The following is a 15,523-nucleotide window of genomic DNA, read 5'->3' on the forward strand; positions in this document are numbered from 1 at the left end:
ATATATTGTAAGTGTAATCAATAATTACTTATTTTTGAAGGGAAGCGATTTAGATGTTCGCTAAATGGTTGAGAGAAAACAATATTGCTGCTGGCCTGTTGACTGTCATTAGGGTATGGCTCGGATATAACTGGATGACTGCTGGATGGGGCAAATTGACTGGCGAAGGCTTTGACGCAAGCGGATATTTGAAAAACGCCGTTGCAAACCCGGTAAAGGGTCCCGACGGAAATGCAGTTTATGGGTGGTATGTGAACTTCCTTGAAAGCTTTGCGATCCCGAATATTGAACTTTTCAACTTTATCGTTCCGCTTGGTGAATTCTTAGTTGGCCTTGGATTAATCCTTGGTACTTTGACAACAGCCGCCATGTTCTTCGGACTTGTGATGAACTTCAGTTTCTTCCTTGCCGGAACAGTATCTCACAACCCAACTGACATCTTCTTCGGCTTCATCATCCTGTTTGCAGGCTATAACGCTGGCAAGTACGGTTTAGACCGCTGGGTGGTTCCTTTCATCCGCAAGACTGTATTCAAAAGAGAACCTGAAGCTGCCCATAAAGCAGTTTAACTGAAATCATAACCAGAGAGCTGGGCATTTGCCTGGCTCTTTTTTTACGTTTCCCCCCAGCTAATTATTAACTTCCCATTAGTTCGTTTTCCTCCCCGAGTTTTCTCATCTCATTTTTTCCACGTCATTGCCTTTCCAAAGTGTTCAAAATCCTGACAATATGTTTTTGCTAATTTGTGAACAAAGACTTCCTGCCCGCATTTTAAAATAGAAGATTAATATATTGTAGTGTAATCAAATAATACTTCATCCTTGAAGGGAAGCGATTGATATGTTCGCAAATTGGTTAAGGGAAAACAAGGTTGCCGCTGGCCTGTTGACTGTTTTAAGATTATGGCTCGGTTATAACTGGATGATTGCTGGATGGCATAAAATGACCGGGGAAGGCTTTGATGCAACTGGATATTTGAAAAATGCCATCGCCAATCCGGTAAAAGGTCCTGATGGAAACATGGTTTATGGCTGGTATGTTTCTTTTCTGGAAAACTTCGCGCTGCCAAACATTGAGCTTTTCAACTTTATAGTACCGGTCGGTGAATTCCTCGTCGGTCTGGGTCTCATTCTTGGCTGCCTGACAACTGCCGCAATGTTCTTCGGCTTAGTAATGAATTTCAGCTTCTTCCTTGCCGGAACCGTATCCCATAATCCAACAGATATATTCTTCGGTTTCATCATCCTCTTCGCTGGTTTTAACGCAGGGAAGTATGGGTTGGACTACTGGGTGATCCCATATATCAGAAAAACAATTTTCAAACAGAAAGCAGCCACTAAATGAACTTTCGGCCTCCTGCGCTCAGGGCAGGAGGCCTTCGGTATTCCTTGTCCCAACTGGAAAACTTAGCTATAATTTTACATAGAACGCCTATTAGAATAGGAGCGATTGTTTTGTTCAACCTCGGTGCACTAGAAACCCATCAACTCTTAAATAAAATCAATGAAAATATTTTAATTGCTGATCAAGATTACAAAATCGTTTTTATCAATGATTCTGCCCTAAAACTATTGGCCAAAATCGGGCCTTATTTAGGGGTTACTGATCCAGAAGAATTCCTTGGCAGGGATTTAGGAGAGTTCCATGGCAGCCGTCAACAAAAAATCCTGGCTGAAGGAAAGTTTCCCCATTTCGCCAGCATCACTTTGTTCAATAAATTTTCAGCCGAAATTATGGTAGATCGACTTACAAATCATGAGGGCAAGGAACGCGGATTTATTCTTACGTGGAAAGATGTCACTGAATTCGAAGAGGCACTGGAGGAAAACAGGAAACAGCTGCAAGTTCTTGATATGCCTGTCATCCCGCTATCCGTCGACTCAGCTGTCCTGGTTCCGGTCATGGGAAAATTGACTGAAGACCGACTGGTGCTTCTTGGTGACAAAATCCTCTCCCACAGCGCCAGGCAGGGAAATCAATTTGTGATTTTTGACTTTACCGGTGTTTCCGATGAAATTGACGCATCCATCGCCTTTCGTCTTCAACAGGTCATCAATGCTTTGAAGCTTATGGGTGTTCAATCCATCTATGTAGGGCTCCGTCCCGAAATGGCCAAATCAATCGTGCTGAATGGTTTGCATGTTAATGTTCCAACTTTTAACACATTTGTCCATGGAATCCGCTATGTGTGGAAAGAAACAGGTTTCGAACTGGTGAAAATTGATGATTAACCATAGTAAAAGGCTTGGTCACTGACCCAGCCTTTTATCATACTTATATTGTTGGAAGATCGGAAACCGTTCTTTCATTCATTTCTTCGCCTGTATTTAAGGTTGATTTCGGTTCGAAAAAGATAACATGTGCTTCTTCTTCTGCAATAGGTAGGTGCTCAACTCCTTTAGGGACAATCATGAATTCCCCTTCTTTCAGGTGTACATCTCGATCCCTGAATTTAAGCAAAATCTCACCTTTTACAACAAGGAACATCTCATCCTCATGTTCATGCATATGCCAGATGAACTCACCTTTTAGCTTGGCGAACTTTACATGCATATCATTTATTTCTCCTGCGATTTTCGGACTCCAATAATCACTAAAAAGCGAGAACTTTTCGTTGATATTTACCTTCTCCATAATTGCCAATCCCCCTATTGCCCAAATGGAAACTCCGTATGAATTTCCCAATATTTTGTTATCGTATTTCCGGTTGATAAAATAAATCCTATTTGCACTTTTTCCGTTTCATTTTCAAAAGTCAAGATACCGACGGGTAAGTAGTCGTATGTAAGTCCGTCATTATACTGGAAGGTCCTCGGGCTTTCATTTATGTCTGAAATGATTTTAGCAATCTCGTCCTGGTCTTTTATGACCAGGATTGTTGAGCCTTCCATGCCGCTGACTGTCAATTTGTCATAATTACCTGACAGAATATTGTGATGATAAGCCCAATATGCTGTCAAAAGAACAACACTCACCAGAACAAAAATGACTGTTACAAGCTTCTTCCTTTTACCCATGCCACTCCCTCCCCTTATCATTTTACCATTTCCTTCAATAAAAAAGACCAACCCGTTGGATTGGCCTCATATTACTATTTTACATCACAATAAGCTTGAAGATCGTCAAACCAATCCCGATCAGGAAGCCGCAGACGGCTCCGTTCACCCTGATCCATTGCAGGTCTTTTCCCACGTTGTTTTCCATCATGTCAATCAGTGTTTCTGTATCGAGCTTATCAAGATTTTCTCTGACAAGCTTGCCGATTTTAGAGTGGTTTCTTTCAATCAGACCAGCTATCTTTGCATGGAGCCAGGTTTCGATTGCTTTTACCTTTTCATCATCAGCTTTGATTTCTTCAATGAACTTTTTCACCACTGGTGTAACCGTATCATCTACAAAGCTGTCTTTTTCGATAAGCCCAATTGCACGATCCTTCGCCTTGGCCAATACACCTTTGATTTGTTGTGTTAAGTCCATCTCTTCGACCATCTTGTTTTTCCAGGTTTGGATTTCCGACATGAGAGCTTCACGCTCATTGATGCTTCCCAGTTCTTTGCGGATTTTATCAAGAATCATATGGCGGTAGCGATTATCATCCTGCTGCAGGTTTTTCATTCTTTTTAAAATGAATGATTGCAAAATATTGCCTACTTTTTCTTCCGTGATCATATTACTGAACGATTGGATCGCGAATTTCAAAAGACCGTCAGCTTCCGTTGTATCGATCGCCTGTTTTCCCAGTTTGCCAAGAACCAGTTTCGCTTCATCCTGAGAAGCCCATTTTTCCGTCTCTTGCAATACATAGTCAAAAGCGGCCGAGTCATACTCTTTTACAAGTATATGGCTGGATGCTTTTTGTAAAAACTCGGAGGAATCTGCTGATAACAGGAATCCTTTGATTTCCTGTTCAATCGTCGGTGCAAATCTTTCTACGTCTATTTTTTTCACAACATCCAGACTGAAAGACTGGATACTTTTTTTAACAGACTCAGAATGCAATTCCTTCTCAACCGTTTCGAAAATTTTATCAAGAATATGAATCTGCTTGAACTTTTCCATGATGCTCTCTTTCGTGAGCCAGTCATTCTCAAGCATGTTGATTAACGCGCGCGTTACTTTATCACGATTTTTCGGCAAAAGTGCCGTGTGCGGAATCGGGATTCCCATCGGGTGCCTGAATAGCGCCGTTACCGCAAACCAGTCAGCAAGTCCGCCGACAAGACCAGCTTCAAAGCCGCCCATCAGCAATTTCCCGATCAATGAATCCTGAAACGGAATCGCAGCGAGGAACCCCGCTCCCATAATCGCCAGCGAAATAGCCGCTAGATGTCTAGATCTCTTATCACGTTTTTCCATATATCTCCCTCAGTTACTGTTTGATTGATGCCAAATTCCACCTTGTTCGTCAAAATCCTACTATTAAAAGAACAAAAGAGCCTTTATAAAAAGAGTCTCTTCAATATTTTAACCAATTTATAGGGGAGAAAGCTATAAAAAAGGAAAGGCTCTTTTCTCAAACACGTTGCTATTGACTAAAAAAATAGGATTCAATGACCTATTTTTCTCACATAAATACGCTTATTACTAAGAAAAGAGCTTGCACACTTATTACCGAACTACAAAACGGCTTATTATCACGTTAAAATTGGCTTTAGGATTTTAACAACAATCTTTACGAAAACAACCAAAAGAAAAGTCCCGGGAGTTTAGGCTTCCGGGACTTCAATATTATGACTCTCCTGCTTCATCCATTCTGCCTTTCTGAAGCCTTGGAATTCTTGCTTACGATAAAACAATGGCACCGTAAACAAGGGACCCTGCGATGACATAGGCAGGGTGGACTTTGAGTTTTTCCATCAGGATGAAGCTGATTCCGCCAATCAGAATGGTCTGCATCAGGCCGACCCCCTCATAGGAAGAGAAAAAGAAATCATAGGTCATGACTCCTAAAAGGACGGCAATGACAGGGCGGACGACAATTGTCAGCCTTTTGACACGGGGTGAATCTTTGAACTTCATCAACAAACCGAGCAAGCTGATCATCAGGATTAGGGATGGTGCTACCGTGGCAAATACCCCAACTATAGCACCGAGGATTCCTCCTTCTGCATATCCGATATACCCAGCCATCTTGGTGGCAATCGGTCCTGGCAGGGCGTTCCCCATCGCCAGCACTTCACTGAATTCATTGACTGACATCCATCCATAACGGTCAACGACTTCATTTTCAATTAATGGAATCGAGGCAGGACCGCCGCCATATCCTAAAATCCCGGGAATGAAAAAGGCCAGAAATATATGGAAATAAATCACTCCTCCTCCCCTCCTGTTTGTTTATTTTCAGAGGTTGCAGGGTCTTTTTTCAGCAAGGCGCCGAGCAGCAATACAAAGATTAAAATTGCGGGATGCAGATTCAAGTATTGAAGAAGAACCAGGCTGCCAATAAGCGCCACAAATGTCCACGCCCATCCGAGGTTTGATTTGCCTGACTTCTTGATAAAATCCCATGTCAGAACGGCAAGCATGACGGCAACAACTGGTACAACAGCCTCTGTCATTCCTATCACCCATGGCTCATCTTTGTATGAGTTCAGGCCCGTCAGCAGCAGGATCATCAGGATGATTGCCGGAATCATCGTTGCTGTAAGGGCATTGATCATACCAAGGTATCCGCCTACTCGATAGCCAATGTAGCCGGCCATTTTTGTGGCAATCGGACCTGGCAGCGCATTGCCCAAAGCAAGAATATCACCGAATTCATCAGAGTCCATCCATTTATATTTTTCAACTACTTCCTTATGTACAAGCGGAATCGAAGACGGGCCGCCGCCATATCCGAGGATTCCGACGCGAAAAAACGCTAAGAATAAATCTCTTTGCTTCAAAACTTCACCTTCTCTTCTGTTATTGGTACATGAAGATCCTTGAATATAACTCTTGTTTCTTTTAATTTTATTATAGACTCATATAATCGATCCTGCATGCCAAATTCAAGAAAAGAGCCTTGACTAAACAACAGAAAAAAGCAGACTGTGATTCCCCAGCCTGCCTCGATGTAGATTATTTTATTTTCGTAAACTTGTTCAAATCACCATTCTCACCTAGTACAATCAGGATATCCTCTGCCCTTAGCGTTTTCTCTGGGTCTGGAGAGATGTCGACCTTGTTGGCTGTCTTCACGCCGATAACCGTGATATTATATTTGGCACGCAGATTGATTTCAATCAGGTTCTTTCCTGCCATGCTCATCGGAAGCTTGATTTCCTCGATACTGTAGTCATCCGATAGCTCGATAAAGTTCAATACATTGGGTGATGCCATTAGCTGATGGGCAACTCTCTCCCCCATATCCCGTTCCGGGAAGATGACTTTGTCCGCCCCAACCTTGAACAATACTTGCGCATGATGTTTGTTAAGGGCTTTGGCAACAACATTGGCAACACCCATTTCTTTTAAAATAAGAACGGTAAGGATACTTGCCTGGATATCGTCCCCGATTGCCACAATGACTGTATCAAAGTTCCTGATTCCTACAGCCTTTAACGTTTGCTCGTCCGTTGAGTCGCCGATTACCGCATGGGTAACAAACTCCTTATAGTCCTCGATATGTTGTTCACTTTTATCAATCGCCAACACTTCGACTCCTTCATTATATAAAGTCGTCGCTACACTGGACCCGAAACGGCCCATGCCGATTACTGCGTATTGTTTTGCCATAAAAAACTTCCTCCTACCCAATCATCACTTTTCCAGCTGGATATCGATAATGATCCTCTTTTCTTTTTTTCGTAATTGCAAAAGCCAGTGTCAGCGGGCCAATCCTGCCCGCGAACATCGTAATCGTTATTAATATTTTTCCATACGGTGACAGCTCAGTGGTCAAGCCCATGGAAAGCCCTACAGTTGAAAAGGCAGAAACTGTCTCAAAGAATATCATCAAGAACTCTTTTCCTGGTTCAGTGATGGTCAGCACCATTGTAACCAATCCTATTGAAAAAAGTGAAATCAGTGTAATCGTCAACGACTTGGAGACAATGCTTTGATCCATTCTTCTGCCAAAGAATGTGATATCCTCCCTGCCGCGGATTTGTGACCTGACTGCACCAATTAGGACCGCAAATGTGGTTGTCTTGATTCCTCCGCCCGCAGAGCCTGGCGAAGCGCCAATGAACATCAGGAAGATGATCAAAAACAAGGTTGACTGCTTCAAGTCCGGGATATTCAAGGTATTAGATCCTGCTGTCCTCGGTGTGACAGCCTGGTAAAACGCTCCGAATATTTTACCAGTCATCGTCATTGGCTTCAAGGTGGACGGATTGCTGAATTCCAGGATAAAAAACAGAAGAGCACCTCCAAACACCAATACAGCCGATATTGCTAAAACGATTTTTGAGTGCAGGGAAAGTCTCCCTGTCCTGCGATAGTCAAATAGCTCATTCATGACAATGAAGCCAATCCCGCCCAGACTGATAAGAGTGATCATGGTAAGATTGACGACCGGATCATCAGCATATGCAGTCAGCCCTTTGAACCCGCCCATCAAATCAAATCCGGCATTATTAAAGTTCGATACGGCATGAAAAAAACCAAAATAAATCGCCTTGCCTGCAGCCATCTCCTGTGAAAATCTCAGAGACAGAATGATTCCGCCAGTAATTTCGACTACCGCTGTAAAAAGGAAGATTCGTTTGACAAGCCTGACAATCCCTTCTACAGTCGCGTTATTCAATGATTCCTGGATAATCAGCCTTTCTTTAAAAGAAATTCTTTTTCCTAAAATAAATGCAAGCAAAGTGGCGAAACTCATGAAACCCAGTCCGCCAACCTGGATCATCGACAGGATGACCATTTCACCAAAACGTGTAAAGGTATCGCCTGTGTCAACGACGACAAGACCTGTTACACAGGTTGCTGAAGTTGCCGTAAACAATGCATCCAAAATCGGAAGTCCCCTGCCATTCACTGTGGAAGCCGGCAGTGAGAGCAACACAGTCCCTAACAATATAATGGCTCCAAATCCAAAAACAAGTACTTTCGGGGGATCCATCCTAAAAAACAACTTCTTGCGCATGATTCTTCCTTCTTTCCTTAGTATGAGGAATTATGCGTCTAATATTTCTTTGCAGGGACTTTGTTCAAACTGGAATTTTAGCATAGCCGGCATATCTAAAATACAGCAAAACAAAAAAGCCCCCAGAGGCTAAAAGATAGCAGCCTTGTGGACTTTTGAACATACCTGTCACACAAGCTTCATCTTCCTCTTCTTCAACGCTTACGGAGTTAGCTGTCGGATTAGGGCTCAGAATAGCCCCGCCTATCATTCAGGCCTCACCCCAAGTGGATTTCCATCCACAAAGTTGGTTCCCCCGCTCCTATTGGATTCAGCGATTTAGAAATATGAAACTCATTTAATATCTTAAACTGCTGTAATCATACTCCTCCCTCATTCTACTTGTAAACATGAAAAGGACGCCAAAAATGACTCTTTTTATTCAATTTAACCCGATATTTATGCCAAATCACAGTCTCTCTCACTGAATCACCGTTTTGCTTCGTTTTTTACTTCGTTTATAACCTGGGCAGTTCCCACTAGTTTATAGTGATTCATTTAAAGGTAAATAATAGGGTTGATAAAATACTTATTTTTGTGAAGAGATTTTGGGGAGGTTATCCTGGATGAAAGCCATGATTATTTTGAATCCATCTTCAGGAAAAGAAAAAGCGGCTGACTACGCTGAGAAAATAGAGGAAACATTAAGAAATCAATACAATGATATAGATATTCGAAGAACCGAAAAAGAAGGCGATGCTGCTGCATTTGCTACCGAGGCCTGCGTTGCTTTATACGATGCTGTCATTGCCATGGGCGGGGACGGGACAATCAACGAGGCGATAAATGGACTGGCTGAACAAGCCCACAGGCCTGCTCTCGGCATCATCCCACTAGGTACGGTCAATGATTTTGCAAGGGCACTCAATTTACCGCTGGATCCCTATGAAGCTATTTCTGTTCTGGATGGGCAAAACCTGCAGCCAGTAGATATAGGTAAAATCAATGAGCATTATTTCGCCAATGTCATAGCAGTCGGCGCCATTGCAGAAGCTTCTTACAGCGTGAGCCCTGAACTAAAAACAAGACTAGGTTCACTAGCCTATTTTATGGAAGGTGCAAAATCGTTCCTAAATGGCGAGGCAATCGATATATGTGTCGAACACGACAACGGTAAATGGGAAGGCCAGACTTTCCTGCTGATTGCTGCGCTAACGAATTCTGTAGGCGGGTTCGAGGCCCTTGCCCCCAAAGCCAGTGTGAATGATGGAAAGTTTCATGCATTCATTATTAAAAAGATGTCTGTCCCGAAAATTGCAGCCCTGATCCCATCCCTTATGAAGGGAGAATTGCAGGAAAGTGAAGAAGTAGAATATATCCGAAGCACCTTCCTTAATGTTACTTCCGGCAAACACCATGTGGTGAATATTGACGGTGAAGAAGGCGAGCCATTGCCATTCCAGGCGAGAGTGCTTCAGAGCCATCTGGAAGTTTTTGTGCCTGAAAACGTTAAATGAGCTACTAGGAATCATCCCTTATCGAAATATAAAAAAACCTGAACAGGAACGAACCTGCTCAGGTTTTTTCAGCGTTATTTATTTTACACTAGAATTGAAGTTGTAGAAAAACTTAGCTGTGATTGATCCATCTTTGTTTTCTTTAATATCCGTTACATGGATACCAGAATCAGCAGGTGTATCGCTAAAACCTTTCCAGAAGTAGTACGAACCAGTGTGAACGTTGCCGCTTACTGGAGTGATTTTGCTGCCAGTCTTGAAGAAGTCACTAGCGTCACCGCGATTAAGGTTTCTTTCAAGGTCATAATTGCCGTCTGCCTGAAGGACAGATAGACCATAATGTGTGACAACATCGCCATTGCTTGCAGTCTGTGACTGGTTGAACTGGAAGCGCTTGTTCATCCAGTTTTCAACGTTGTTTGGACGGAAGCCAGCTGTCTGGTAAAGATTGATGACATTTTCATCGACATGCCATGCAACTAAACCATGAGCGTTTTCACCTTGGCGAACCATACCCTTGTTAAAGCCATCCTGCTGCATATTTTCGAACAGGAAGTATTCAGTTCCGTTTGATCCTGGAACTTCCATTTTAACGATTCCGTTATCAGCTTTCGCCTTGTTTGCAGCCGGCAAAGTGATTGTTTGTACTCCACTTTCTGGTGTTACTTCGATTGGTTCAGCCCATCCTAAGAAAACCTTTGAGAACGGATCGAAGTGAGTTGGAGAGTTTCCGCCGTACTCAGCCTTATTAGGATAGCGCATCCAAGATCCGCCAGCCATCATTGAGTAGTTACCTACACCTTCAGATGAGTAAACAGTGTCATAGAAATCAGGAAGTCCAAGTGCATGTCCAAACTCGTGCGCATAAACGCCAGTCTGTACTGGGAATGGACCAGTTTTTGCTTCTTCTTTATAAGTGTTTGTAGCTGTATCAAAACCAGCTACGTTACCGCCGATACCCGGCTGGATGTTGTAGTTATTTACAATTACGCCGTCATATGTCATGTCTTCTGTTTCTGTTTTTGCAATCCATTCAGATTGGCTCATGCCTGCATGAACATCCGCTGGCTTGCCAGTTTCATAGTATTTTCCATAGTAAAGGGCACTTAGCAAGCTCCACTTGTGTGACCAGAACTGTGCTGGGTCACGGCTATATTCAGCACCTGTTCCTTCGTGAACGACGAATACGTTTGGAACTTGGCCGCTTTCATCAGCATATTTAGAAAAGTCGACTTGATCGTCCGCTGCTTTTAACAGGTCACGGATGAACTCACCTGTATGGGCATCACCATTTACGTTACCAAGCTTGTAGACTCCGCCTTCAGCATAAGTGCCTTCCTGGTCAAGGTAGTAAGAGGCACCTTTCGGAAGCTCAACCCACACAAATTCTGTGTTCTCATGGCGGACCAAGTTCGTTTTTCCGTAACTTGATTCCTTATAGGCGTTTTGCATTGTGCGGTCCTTTGGAACATCTGGGCCATCATACTTTTGGAATTGTGGCAGCTCATATGGATTATATTCATCACCAAAAACTAAATCCTCATAATATTTCGCTGGAACCTGACCAGGCATGTCACCGATTGGCTCGTCTCCATCTTTGTACTTAGCTAGAATAACGAGTACCGGAATATCACCAGTTGCCTCTTTATAAGCTACATGATTATCGCCAGGCTGCTGGAATTTAGCTCCATTTTGTGCAGCCTTTTCAGCAGGATCGACCTTAGAAATATCGATTCCTAATTCCTTTGCTCTATCAACTAGCTCCGGAGCTGCACCTACATGGTGAGCAAGGCTTAGTTCATATTTACTCTGTGGTTTTACTGCTGAATCTGCTGGGCTGATTCCCGCAAACACTGCGCTCCCTGCTAAAGCAAGAGAAAGCGCTGAAGTTGAAAGGACTTTTAACACATGATCCACTCCCTATTAGAATATTTCTATTTCCTAAATAATATAAAAGATTCAGTATATTCTAAATAGGGAGAAAGTATGGTTTGATAGTTTTTTTCGTGAGTCGAAAGACTTAACTTTTAATACTTTTAATAAAAATTAACTATATTGCCATAATAAACCAAACAATAATAGTTATTACTAACAAACTCGATTGAAGGTGTTCTTTGGGCTTTTACTGTCCTTCTCTTAATCTTAGGCAAAAGTTGCATTCGGTTCTGACAACTTTTCTTGCTTTTCCTCCAAACCTGTCACAATAATCGTGTTTTCTTGACAACTTTGGGCTCTAACCCCTCAAACCTGTCACAATAATCGCGTTTTCTTGACAGCTTTGAGCTCTAACCCCTCAAACCTGTCATAATAATCGTGTTTTCTTGACAGCTTTGAGCTCTACACCCTGAAACTTGTCATAATAACGGCGTTTTCTTGACAACTTTGGGCTCCACGGCCTGAAACCTGTCATAATAACAATGTTTTCTTGACAGCTTTGAGCTCTAACCCCTCAAACCTGTCATAATAACAATGTTTTCTTGACAGCTTTGAGCTCTAACCCCTCAAACCTGTCACAATAATCGCGTTTTCTTGACAGCTTTGAGCTCTACACCCTGAAACTTGTCATAATAACGGCGTTTTCTTGACAACTTTGGGCTCCACGGCCTGAAACCTGTCATAATAACAATGTTTTCTTGACAGCTTCGGGCTCTAATCCCTCAAACCTGTCACAATAATCGCGTTTTCTTGACAGCTTTGAGCTCTACACCCTGAAACTTGTCATAATAACGGCGTTTTCTTGACAACTTCGGGCTCCACACCCTGAAACCTGTCAAAATAACAATGTTTTCTTGACAGCTTTGGTCTCCACACCCTCAAACCTGTCACAATAATCGTGTTTTCTTGACAGCTTTGAGCTCTACCCCCTCAAACCTGTCATAATAACCTCGCTTTCTTGACAGTTTTGGGGCTCTGCACAAGAAACCTGTCATCATAACGTTGCTTTCTTGAATCAAAAAAAACAAGACTCCACAGAAGCGAAGTCTTGTTTAAATAAATCCTTACAGGATATCCATCCAAATCTTGATTGCAGTACCTAAGATCAAGAATGCGAGGATATACTGAAGAATTTTAGTATTAACTTTCTTACCAGCATTTGCACCCAATGGCGATGCGATTAGACTGGCAACTACCATGATCAATGCCGGCCAAAATTCCACCTGGCCAGTGGCAAGCTTACCGACTGTCGATCCAATGGAAGAAATGAACGTAATGGCAAGTGATGTTGCAATTGTCATTCGAGTAGGAATCTTCAACACGACCAGCATGATTGGCACCAGCAAGAATGCCCCAGCTGCTCCTACAATACCCGCTCCAATCCCTACGATAAATGCGAAGAGTGCTGCCAGCCATTTATTGAAAGTAACCTGGTCTAACGGAATGTCATCTACGCCCTTTTTCGGAACAAACATCATAACAGCAGCAATCAATGCAAGAATGCCGTATACAAGGTTGATGCCGCCTTCAGACATGAAGCGGGAACCGTAGCTTCCGATCAAAGAACCGACCAGGATCGCGGAACCCATATAAATGATCAATGTTTTATTTAAGTATCCACCCTTACGGTAAGCCCACACACCGCCGATTGTCGCGAAGAAAACCTGGACCGCACTGATCCCTGAAACTTCGTGCGCGCTGAATGCGGCAATGCCGAACAATGGCGGAATGTATAATAGCATTGGGTATTTAATGATTGAACCGCCGATTCCAACCATCCCGGAAATATAAGAACCGATAAAACCAATTAGAAAGATGACAATAAGATACGTGAAATCCATCTGGCTTCCTCCTTTTTGTACATAACTGCTTCCACAAGAATGCCTCGAAGCATTCCTCATTCAAAAAACGAAAAAGAAAAGGGAGACGAGCCCCCCTTTCGTTCAATTACGCCTTCTTCATCCAGAACTTGAACACACCGTTTTCTTCTTCGTGCTTCAGAAGTTCGTTTCCAGTGGATTGTGCCCAGGCTGCTAGATCTTTTACAGCGCCTTTATCAGTTGTATGGATTTCTAGTACATCTCCAGATTGAAGGTCAGTGATAGCCTTCTTAGTTTTTACGATTGGCATTGGACAAGCTAGTCCCTTTGCGTCTAATACTTTTGCTACGTTCATGTTAAAATCCTCCTTGGTTGTATAAAAAGTTGTATTTTTCAATAGCGATCAGGGAGCAAAGCCCCCTAACCAGATTTATCTTACCGCACAGCGGTTTGGTCCAATTTCCATTTCTCTCTGCTTCTCATCGTCTGGGTTGATTTTGCCCATGTTTGTTTCACGAATTTCCTGGTATGCATTTGGCTGTGGCGGCAGGTTCTCAGTTACAAGTCTTCTGAATTCAGCCTCGTCTTCGATATTCAAACCATGGTTCTTAGCGAAAAGAGTACCTAGCTTTTCAGATACGCTGCCATCTTCGTTCAGCTCTTCAATGATCATGAAGTGCGCAGGCAGTACGACAAGCTCATCAGAAAGCTGCTTGTAGCGAGTGTATAGTGAGTTTCTTAGATCTGCTACCCAGTCTTCAGCTTTACCAGCAAGGTCCGGACGTCCAATTGAGTCAATGAATAGTATATCCCCAGAAAGAAGATATTTTTCGTCTACCACAAAAGAAGTGGATCCGATTGTGTGTCCTGGTGTGTATAGTGCATTGATGTCGATGTTTGTTTCACCGATTTTCACATTATTTCCATCTTCAAGAGGCTGGTAGTTGAATGTTACTTCATCAGCGTCTTTTGGAGGCAGCCAGTATGCTGCACCTGTTGCTTCAGCAATTTTTCTGCCGCCGGAAATATGGTCAGCGTGCAAGTGTGTATCGAATACATGCTTGATTTCAACGCCAAGCTCTTTTGCGAAGTCAAGGTATACATCTGTCATTCTTGTTGCATCGATCAATGCAGCTTCACCGTTAGAAACAACTGCGTAAGATAGGCAGCCTTTTCCGATGCGGACGAACTGGTACATTGCTCCGCCATCTTTAAGATCTCCTACCTTTACTGGCTCAAGGTGTTCACTCCATGCTTTCATACCGCCTTGAAGATAAGACACTTCACGGCCAGCTTCGTCAAGCATTTCAGCGACCATTACTGAAGAACCTTCTTTAGCACATACAACTAGAACTTCTTTATCAGTAGGTACTTTATCAAGGATTTCTTCTACTCCATCAAGAAGATCGAAGTATGGGATGTTAAGGTATTCGAAGTTTTCGCCTTCGATTTTCCAATCGTTGAAGTCGCTCTCGTTGCGGACATCAAGGATGAAAAATGGTTCTTTATTGAATACTTTTTTCGTTACCTCTTTAGACGTCATTGCTTTCATAAACTATTTTACCTCCCTGGGTATGGTTTTTTCAAAAAAATAAATTATTGTACTTTTGTTTCAGTTGGGCCGTTCCATTCAGACATGCCTGGCACTACATTCCAAACCTTCTCAAAGCCTTTGCCTGCAAGTGCCTGGGAAGCCATATCACTTCTGTTGCCTGTGCGGCAGACAACCAGGATTGTTTTGGACTTATCTAGTTCTTCGAGTCTGCTTTCAAGTTCACCAAATGGAATAGAAACTGCATTTGGAATGTGGCCAAAAGCATATTCAGCCGGCTCTCTTACATCAAGGACAACAACATCCTCTTTTGCTTCAAGCTTCTTGACAACATCATCGTTTGAAACAATGTTTGGATATTTTGTTTCTTCTTGTTCCTCACTAGAACCGCCCTTGCGGATATAGTGTTTAAGAACATCGCCTTCCTCAATCGTTCCAAGGTATTGGTTGCCAGAGCTTTTAGACCAAGCCTGTATATCCGCCTTAGAACCTTTATCCGTTGCAAGCACCTCTAAAACCTCGCCAGGTGTTAAATTGTTGATTGCTTTTTTGGTTCTGACAATCGGCATTGGGCATGCAAGCCCTTTTGCGTCGACTGTTGCATTTGTTTTAACAGTTTCCATTTGTGGACCTCCAATTAATAGTATCT

At 42.7% G+C, this 15,523-nt stretch carries 16 protein-coding genes and 1 riboswitch; of the genes, 4 read left to right on the forward strand and 12 right to left on the reverse strand.

What is annotated here, in order from left to right; genetic code table 11:
- Positions 1-53: 53 nt before the first annotated feature.
- From J7I80_RS13440 to J7I80_RS13450, 3 genes are all read left to right on the forward strand, one after another.
- Entirely contained in the window at positions 54-569 is a 516-nt protein-coding gene (locus J7I80_RS13440; protein ID WP_214738857.1) for a DoxX family protein, read from the forward strand.
- A 271-nt stretch (positions 570-840) separates the two neighbouring features.
- Positions 841-1,344, forward strand: a complete 504-nt coding sequence (locus J7I80_RS13445; protein ID WP_214738858.1) for a DoxX family protein — start codon at positions 841-843, stop codon at positions 1,342-1,344.
- 110 nt (positions 1,345-1,454) lie between these two features.
- A complete protein-coding gene (locus J7I80_RS13450) occupies positions 1,455-2,231 on the forward strand; it encodes an STAS domain-containing protein (RefSeq protein WP_214738859.1) in 777 nt (258 codons plus the stop codon).
- A gap of 43 nt (positions 2,232-2,274) precedes the next feature.
- Here J7I80_RS13450 and J7I80_RS13455 read toward each other — a convergent pair whose 3' ends face one another.
- From J7I80_RS13455 to J7I80_RS13485, 7 genes are all read right to left on the reverse strand, one after another.
- Positions 2,275-2,637: a cupin domain-containing protein gene (locus tag J7I80_RS13455; RefSeq protein WP_214738921.1), complete on the reverse strand. Its 363-nt coding sequence runs from the start codon at positions 2,635-2,637 to the stop codon at positions 2,275-2,277.
- Positions 2,638-2,648: 11 nt separating this feature from the next.
- Positions 2,649-3,017 (reverse strand): hypothetical protein, encoded by a 369-nt coding sequence (locus J7I80_RS13460; protein ID WP_214738860.1) that lies wholly within the window; start codon positions 3,015-3,017, stop codon positions 2,649-2,651.
- A gap of 79 nt (positions 3,018-3,096) precedes the next feature.
- Positions 3,097-4,356, reverse strand: coding sequence for a DUF445 domain-containing protein (locus tag J7I80_RS13465; protein WP_214738861.1), 1,260 nt, complete (start codon positions 4,354-4,356; stop codon positions 3,097-3,099).
- Positions 4,357-4,782: 426 nt separating this feature from the next.
- Positions 4,783-5,313 carry a chromate transporter gene (locus tag J7I80_RS13470; RefSeq protein WP_214738862.1) on the reverse strand — a complete coding sequence of 177 codons (531 nt, stop codon included), beginning with the start codon at positions 5,311-5,313 and terminating at the stop codon, positions 4,783-4,785.
- Positions 5,310-5,885: a chromate transporter gene (locus tag J7I80_RS13475; protein ID WP_214738863.1), complete on the reverse strand. Its 576-nt coding sequence runs from the start codon at positions 5,883-5,885 to the stop codon at positions 5,310-5,312. Before J7I80_RS13475 ends, J7I80_RS13470 begins: the two co-directional genes overlap by 4 nt.
- A gap of 175 nt (positions 5,886-6,060) precedes the next feature.
- A complete protein-coding gene (locus tag J7I80_RS13480; RefSeq protein ID WP_214738864.1) occupies positions 6,061-6,717 on the reverse strand; it encodes a potassium channel family protein in 657 nt (218 codons plus the stop codon).
- A gap of 13 nt (positions 6,718-6,730) precedes the next feature.
- On the reverse strand, positions 6,731-8,071 hold the full coding sequence (locus J7I80_RS13485; protein ID WP_214738865.1) for a TrkH family potassium uptake protein: 1,341 nt from the start codon (positions 8,069-8,071) through the stop codon (positions 6,731-6,733).
- A 182-nt stretch (positions 8,072-8,253) separates the two neighbouring features.
- A riboswitch (cyclic di-AMP (ydaO/yuaA leader) is annotated at positions 8,254-8,397 on the reverse strand.
- A 279-nt stretch (positions 8,398-8,676) separates the two neighbouring features.
- Between J7I80_RS13485 and J7I80_RS13490 the strand changes: the two genes are divergently transcribed.
- The gene (locus J7I80_RS13490) at positions 8,677-9,567 is read left to right on the forward strand and encodes a diacylglycerol/lipid kinase family protein (protein WP_214738866.1); all 891 of its coding nucleotides are present in this window, start codon (positions 8,677-8,679) and stop codon (positions 9,565-9,567) included.
- Between the two features lie 78 nt (positions 9,568-9,645).
- Here the strand turns inward: J7I80_RS13490 and J7I80_RS13495 are convergent, their stop codons facing one another.
- From J7I80_RS13495 to J7I80_RS13515, 5 genes are all read right to left on the reverse strand, one after another.
- The gene (locus J7I80_RS13495) at positions 9,646-11,475 is read right to left on the reverse strand and encodes a M6 family metalloprotease domain-containing protein (protein ID WP_214738867.1); all 1,830 of its coding nucleotides are present in this window, start codon (positions 11,473-11,475) and stop codon (positions 9,646-9,648) included.
- A 1,091-nt stretch (positions 11,476-12,566) separates the two neighbouring features.
- Positions 12,567-13,343: a sulfite exporter TauE/SafE family protein gene (locus J7I80_RS13500; RefSeq protein WP_214738868.1), complete on the reverse strand. Its 777-nt coding sequence runs from the start codon at positions 13,341-13,343 to the stop codon at positions 12,567-12,569.
- A 106-nt stretch (positions 13,344-13,449) separates the two neighbouring features.
- On the reverse strand, positions 13,450-13,677 hold the full coding sequence (locus tag J7I80_RS13505; protein ID WP_144478685.1) for a sulfurtransferase TusA family protein: 228 nt from the start codon (positions 13,675-13,677) through the stop codon (positions 13,450-13,452).
- A 75-nt stretch (positions 13,678-13,752) separates the two neighbouring features.
- Positions 13,753-14,874: an MBL fold metallo-hydrolase gene (locus J7I80_RS13510; protein WP_214738869.1), complete on the reverse strand. Its 1,122-nt coding sequence runs from the start codon at positions 14,872-14,874 to the stop codon at positions 13,753-13,755.
- Between the two features lie 44 nt (positions 14,875-14,918).
- Positions 14,919-15,497, reverse strand: coding sequence for a sulfurtransferase TusA family protein (locus J7I80_RS13515; protein ID WP_214738870.1), 579 nt, complete (start codon positions 15,495-15,497; stop codon positions 14,919-14,921).
- Positions 15,498-15,523: the final 26 nt, after the last annotated feature.

The sequence above is a fragment of the Bacillus sp. ISL-41 genome (assembly GCF_018613235.1).
GTDB lineage: Bacteria > Bacillota > Bacilli > Bacillales > Cytobacillaceae > Mesobacillus.

What these genes read in the sequence shown, in the direction of transcription:
- J7I80_RS13440 (WP_214738857.1), top strand. Translation starts at nt 54, where the DNA reads ATGTTCGCTAAATGGTTGAGAGAAAACAATATTGCTGCTGGCCTGTTG.
- J7I80_RS13445 (WP_214738858.1), top strand. Translation starts at nt 841, where the DNA reads ATGTTCGCAAATTGGTTAAGGGAAAACAAGGTTGCCGCTGGCCTGTTG.
- J7I80_RS13460 (WP_214738860.1), bottom strand. Translation starts at nt 3,017, where the DNA reads ATGGGTAAAAGGAAGAAGCTTGTAACAGTCATTTTTGTTCTGGTGAGT.
- J7I80_RS13465 (WP_214738861.1), bottom strand. Translation starts at nt 4,356, where the DNA reads ATGGAAAAACGTGATAAGAGATCTAGACATCTAGCGGCTATTTCGCTG.
- J7I80_RS13480 (WP_214738864.1), bottom strand. Translation starts at nt 6,717, where the DNA reads ATGGCAAAACAATACGCAGTAATCGGCATGGGCCGTTTCGGGTCCAGT.
- J7I80_RS13485 (WP_214738865.1), bottom strand. Translation starts at nt 8,071, where the DNA reads ATGCGCAAGAAGTTGTTTTTTAGGATGGATCCCCCGAAAGTACTTGTT.
- J7I80_RS13490 (WP_214738866.1), top strand. Translation starts at nt 8,677, where the DNA reads ATGAAAGCCATGATTATTTTGAATCCATCTTCAGGAAAAGAAAAAGCG.
- J7I80_RS13500 (WP_214738868.1), bottom strand. Translation starts at nt 13,343, where the DNA reads ATGGATTTCACGTATCTTATTGTCATCTTTCTAATTGGTTTTATCGGT.
- J7I80_RS13505 (WP_144478685.1), bottom strand. Translation starts at nt 13,677, where the DNA reads ATGAACGTAGCAAAAGTATTAGACGCAAAGGGACTAGCTTGTCCAATG.
- J7I80_RS13510 (WP_214738869.1), bottom strand. Translation starts at nt 14,874, where the DNA reads ATGAAAGCAATGACGTCTAAAGAGGTAACGAAAAAAGTATTCAATAAA.
- J7I80_RS13515 (WP_214738870.1), bottom strand. Translation starts at nt 15,497, where the DNA reads ATGGAAACTGTTAAAACAAATGCAACAGTCGACGCAAAAGGGCTTGCA.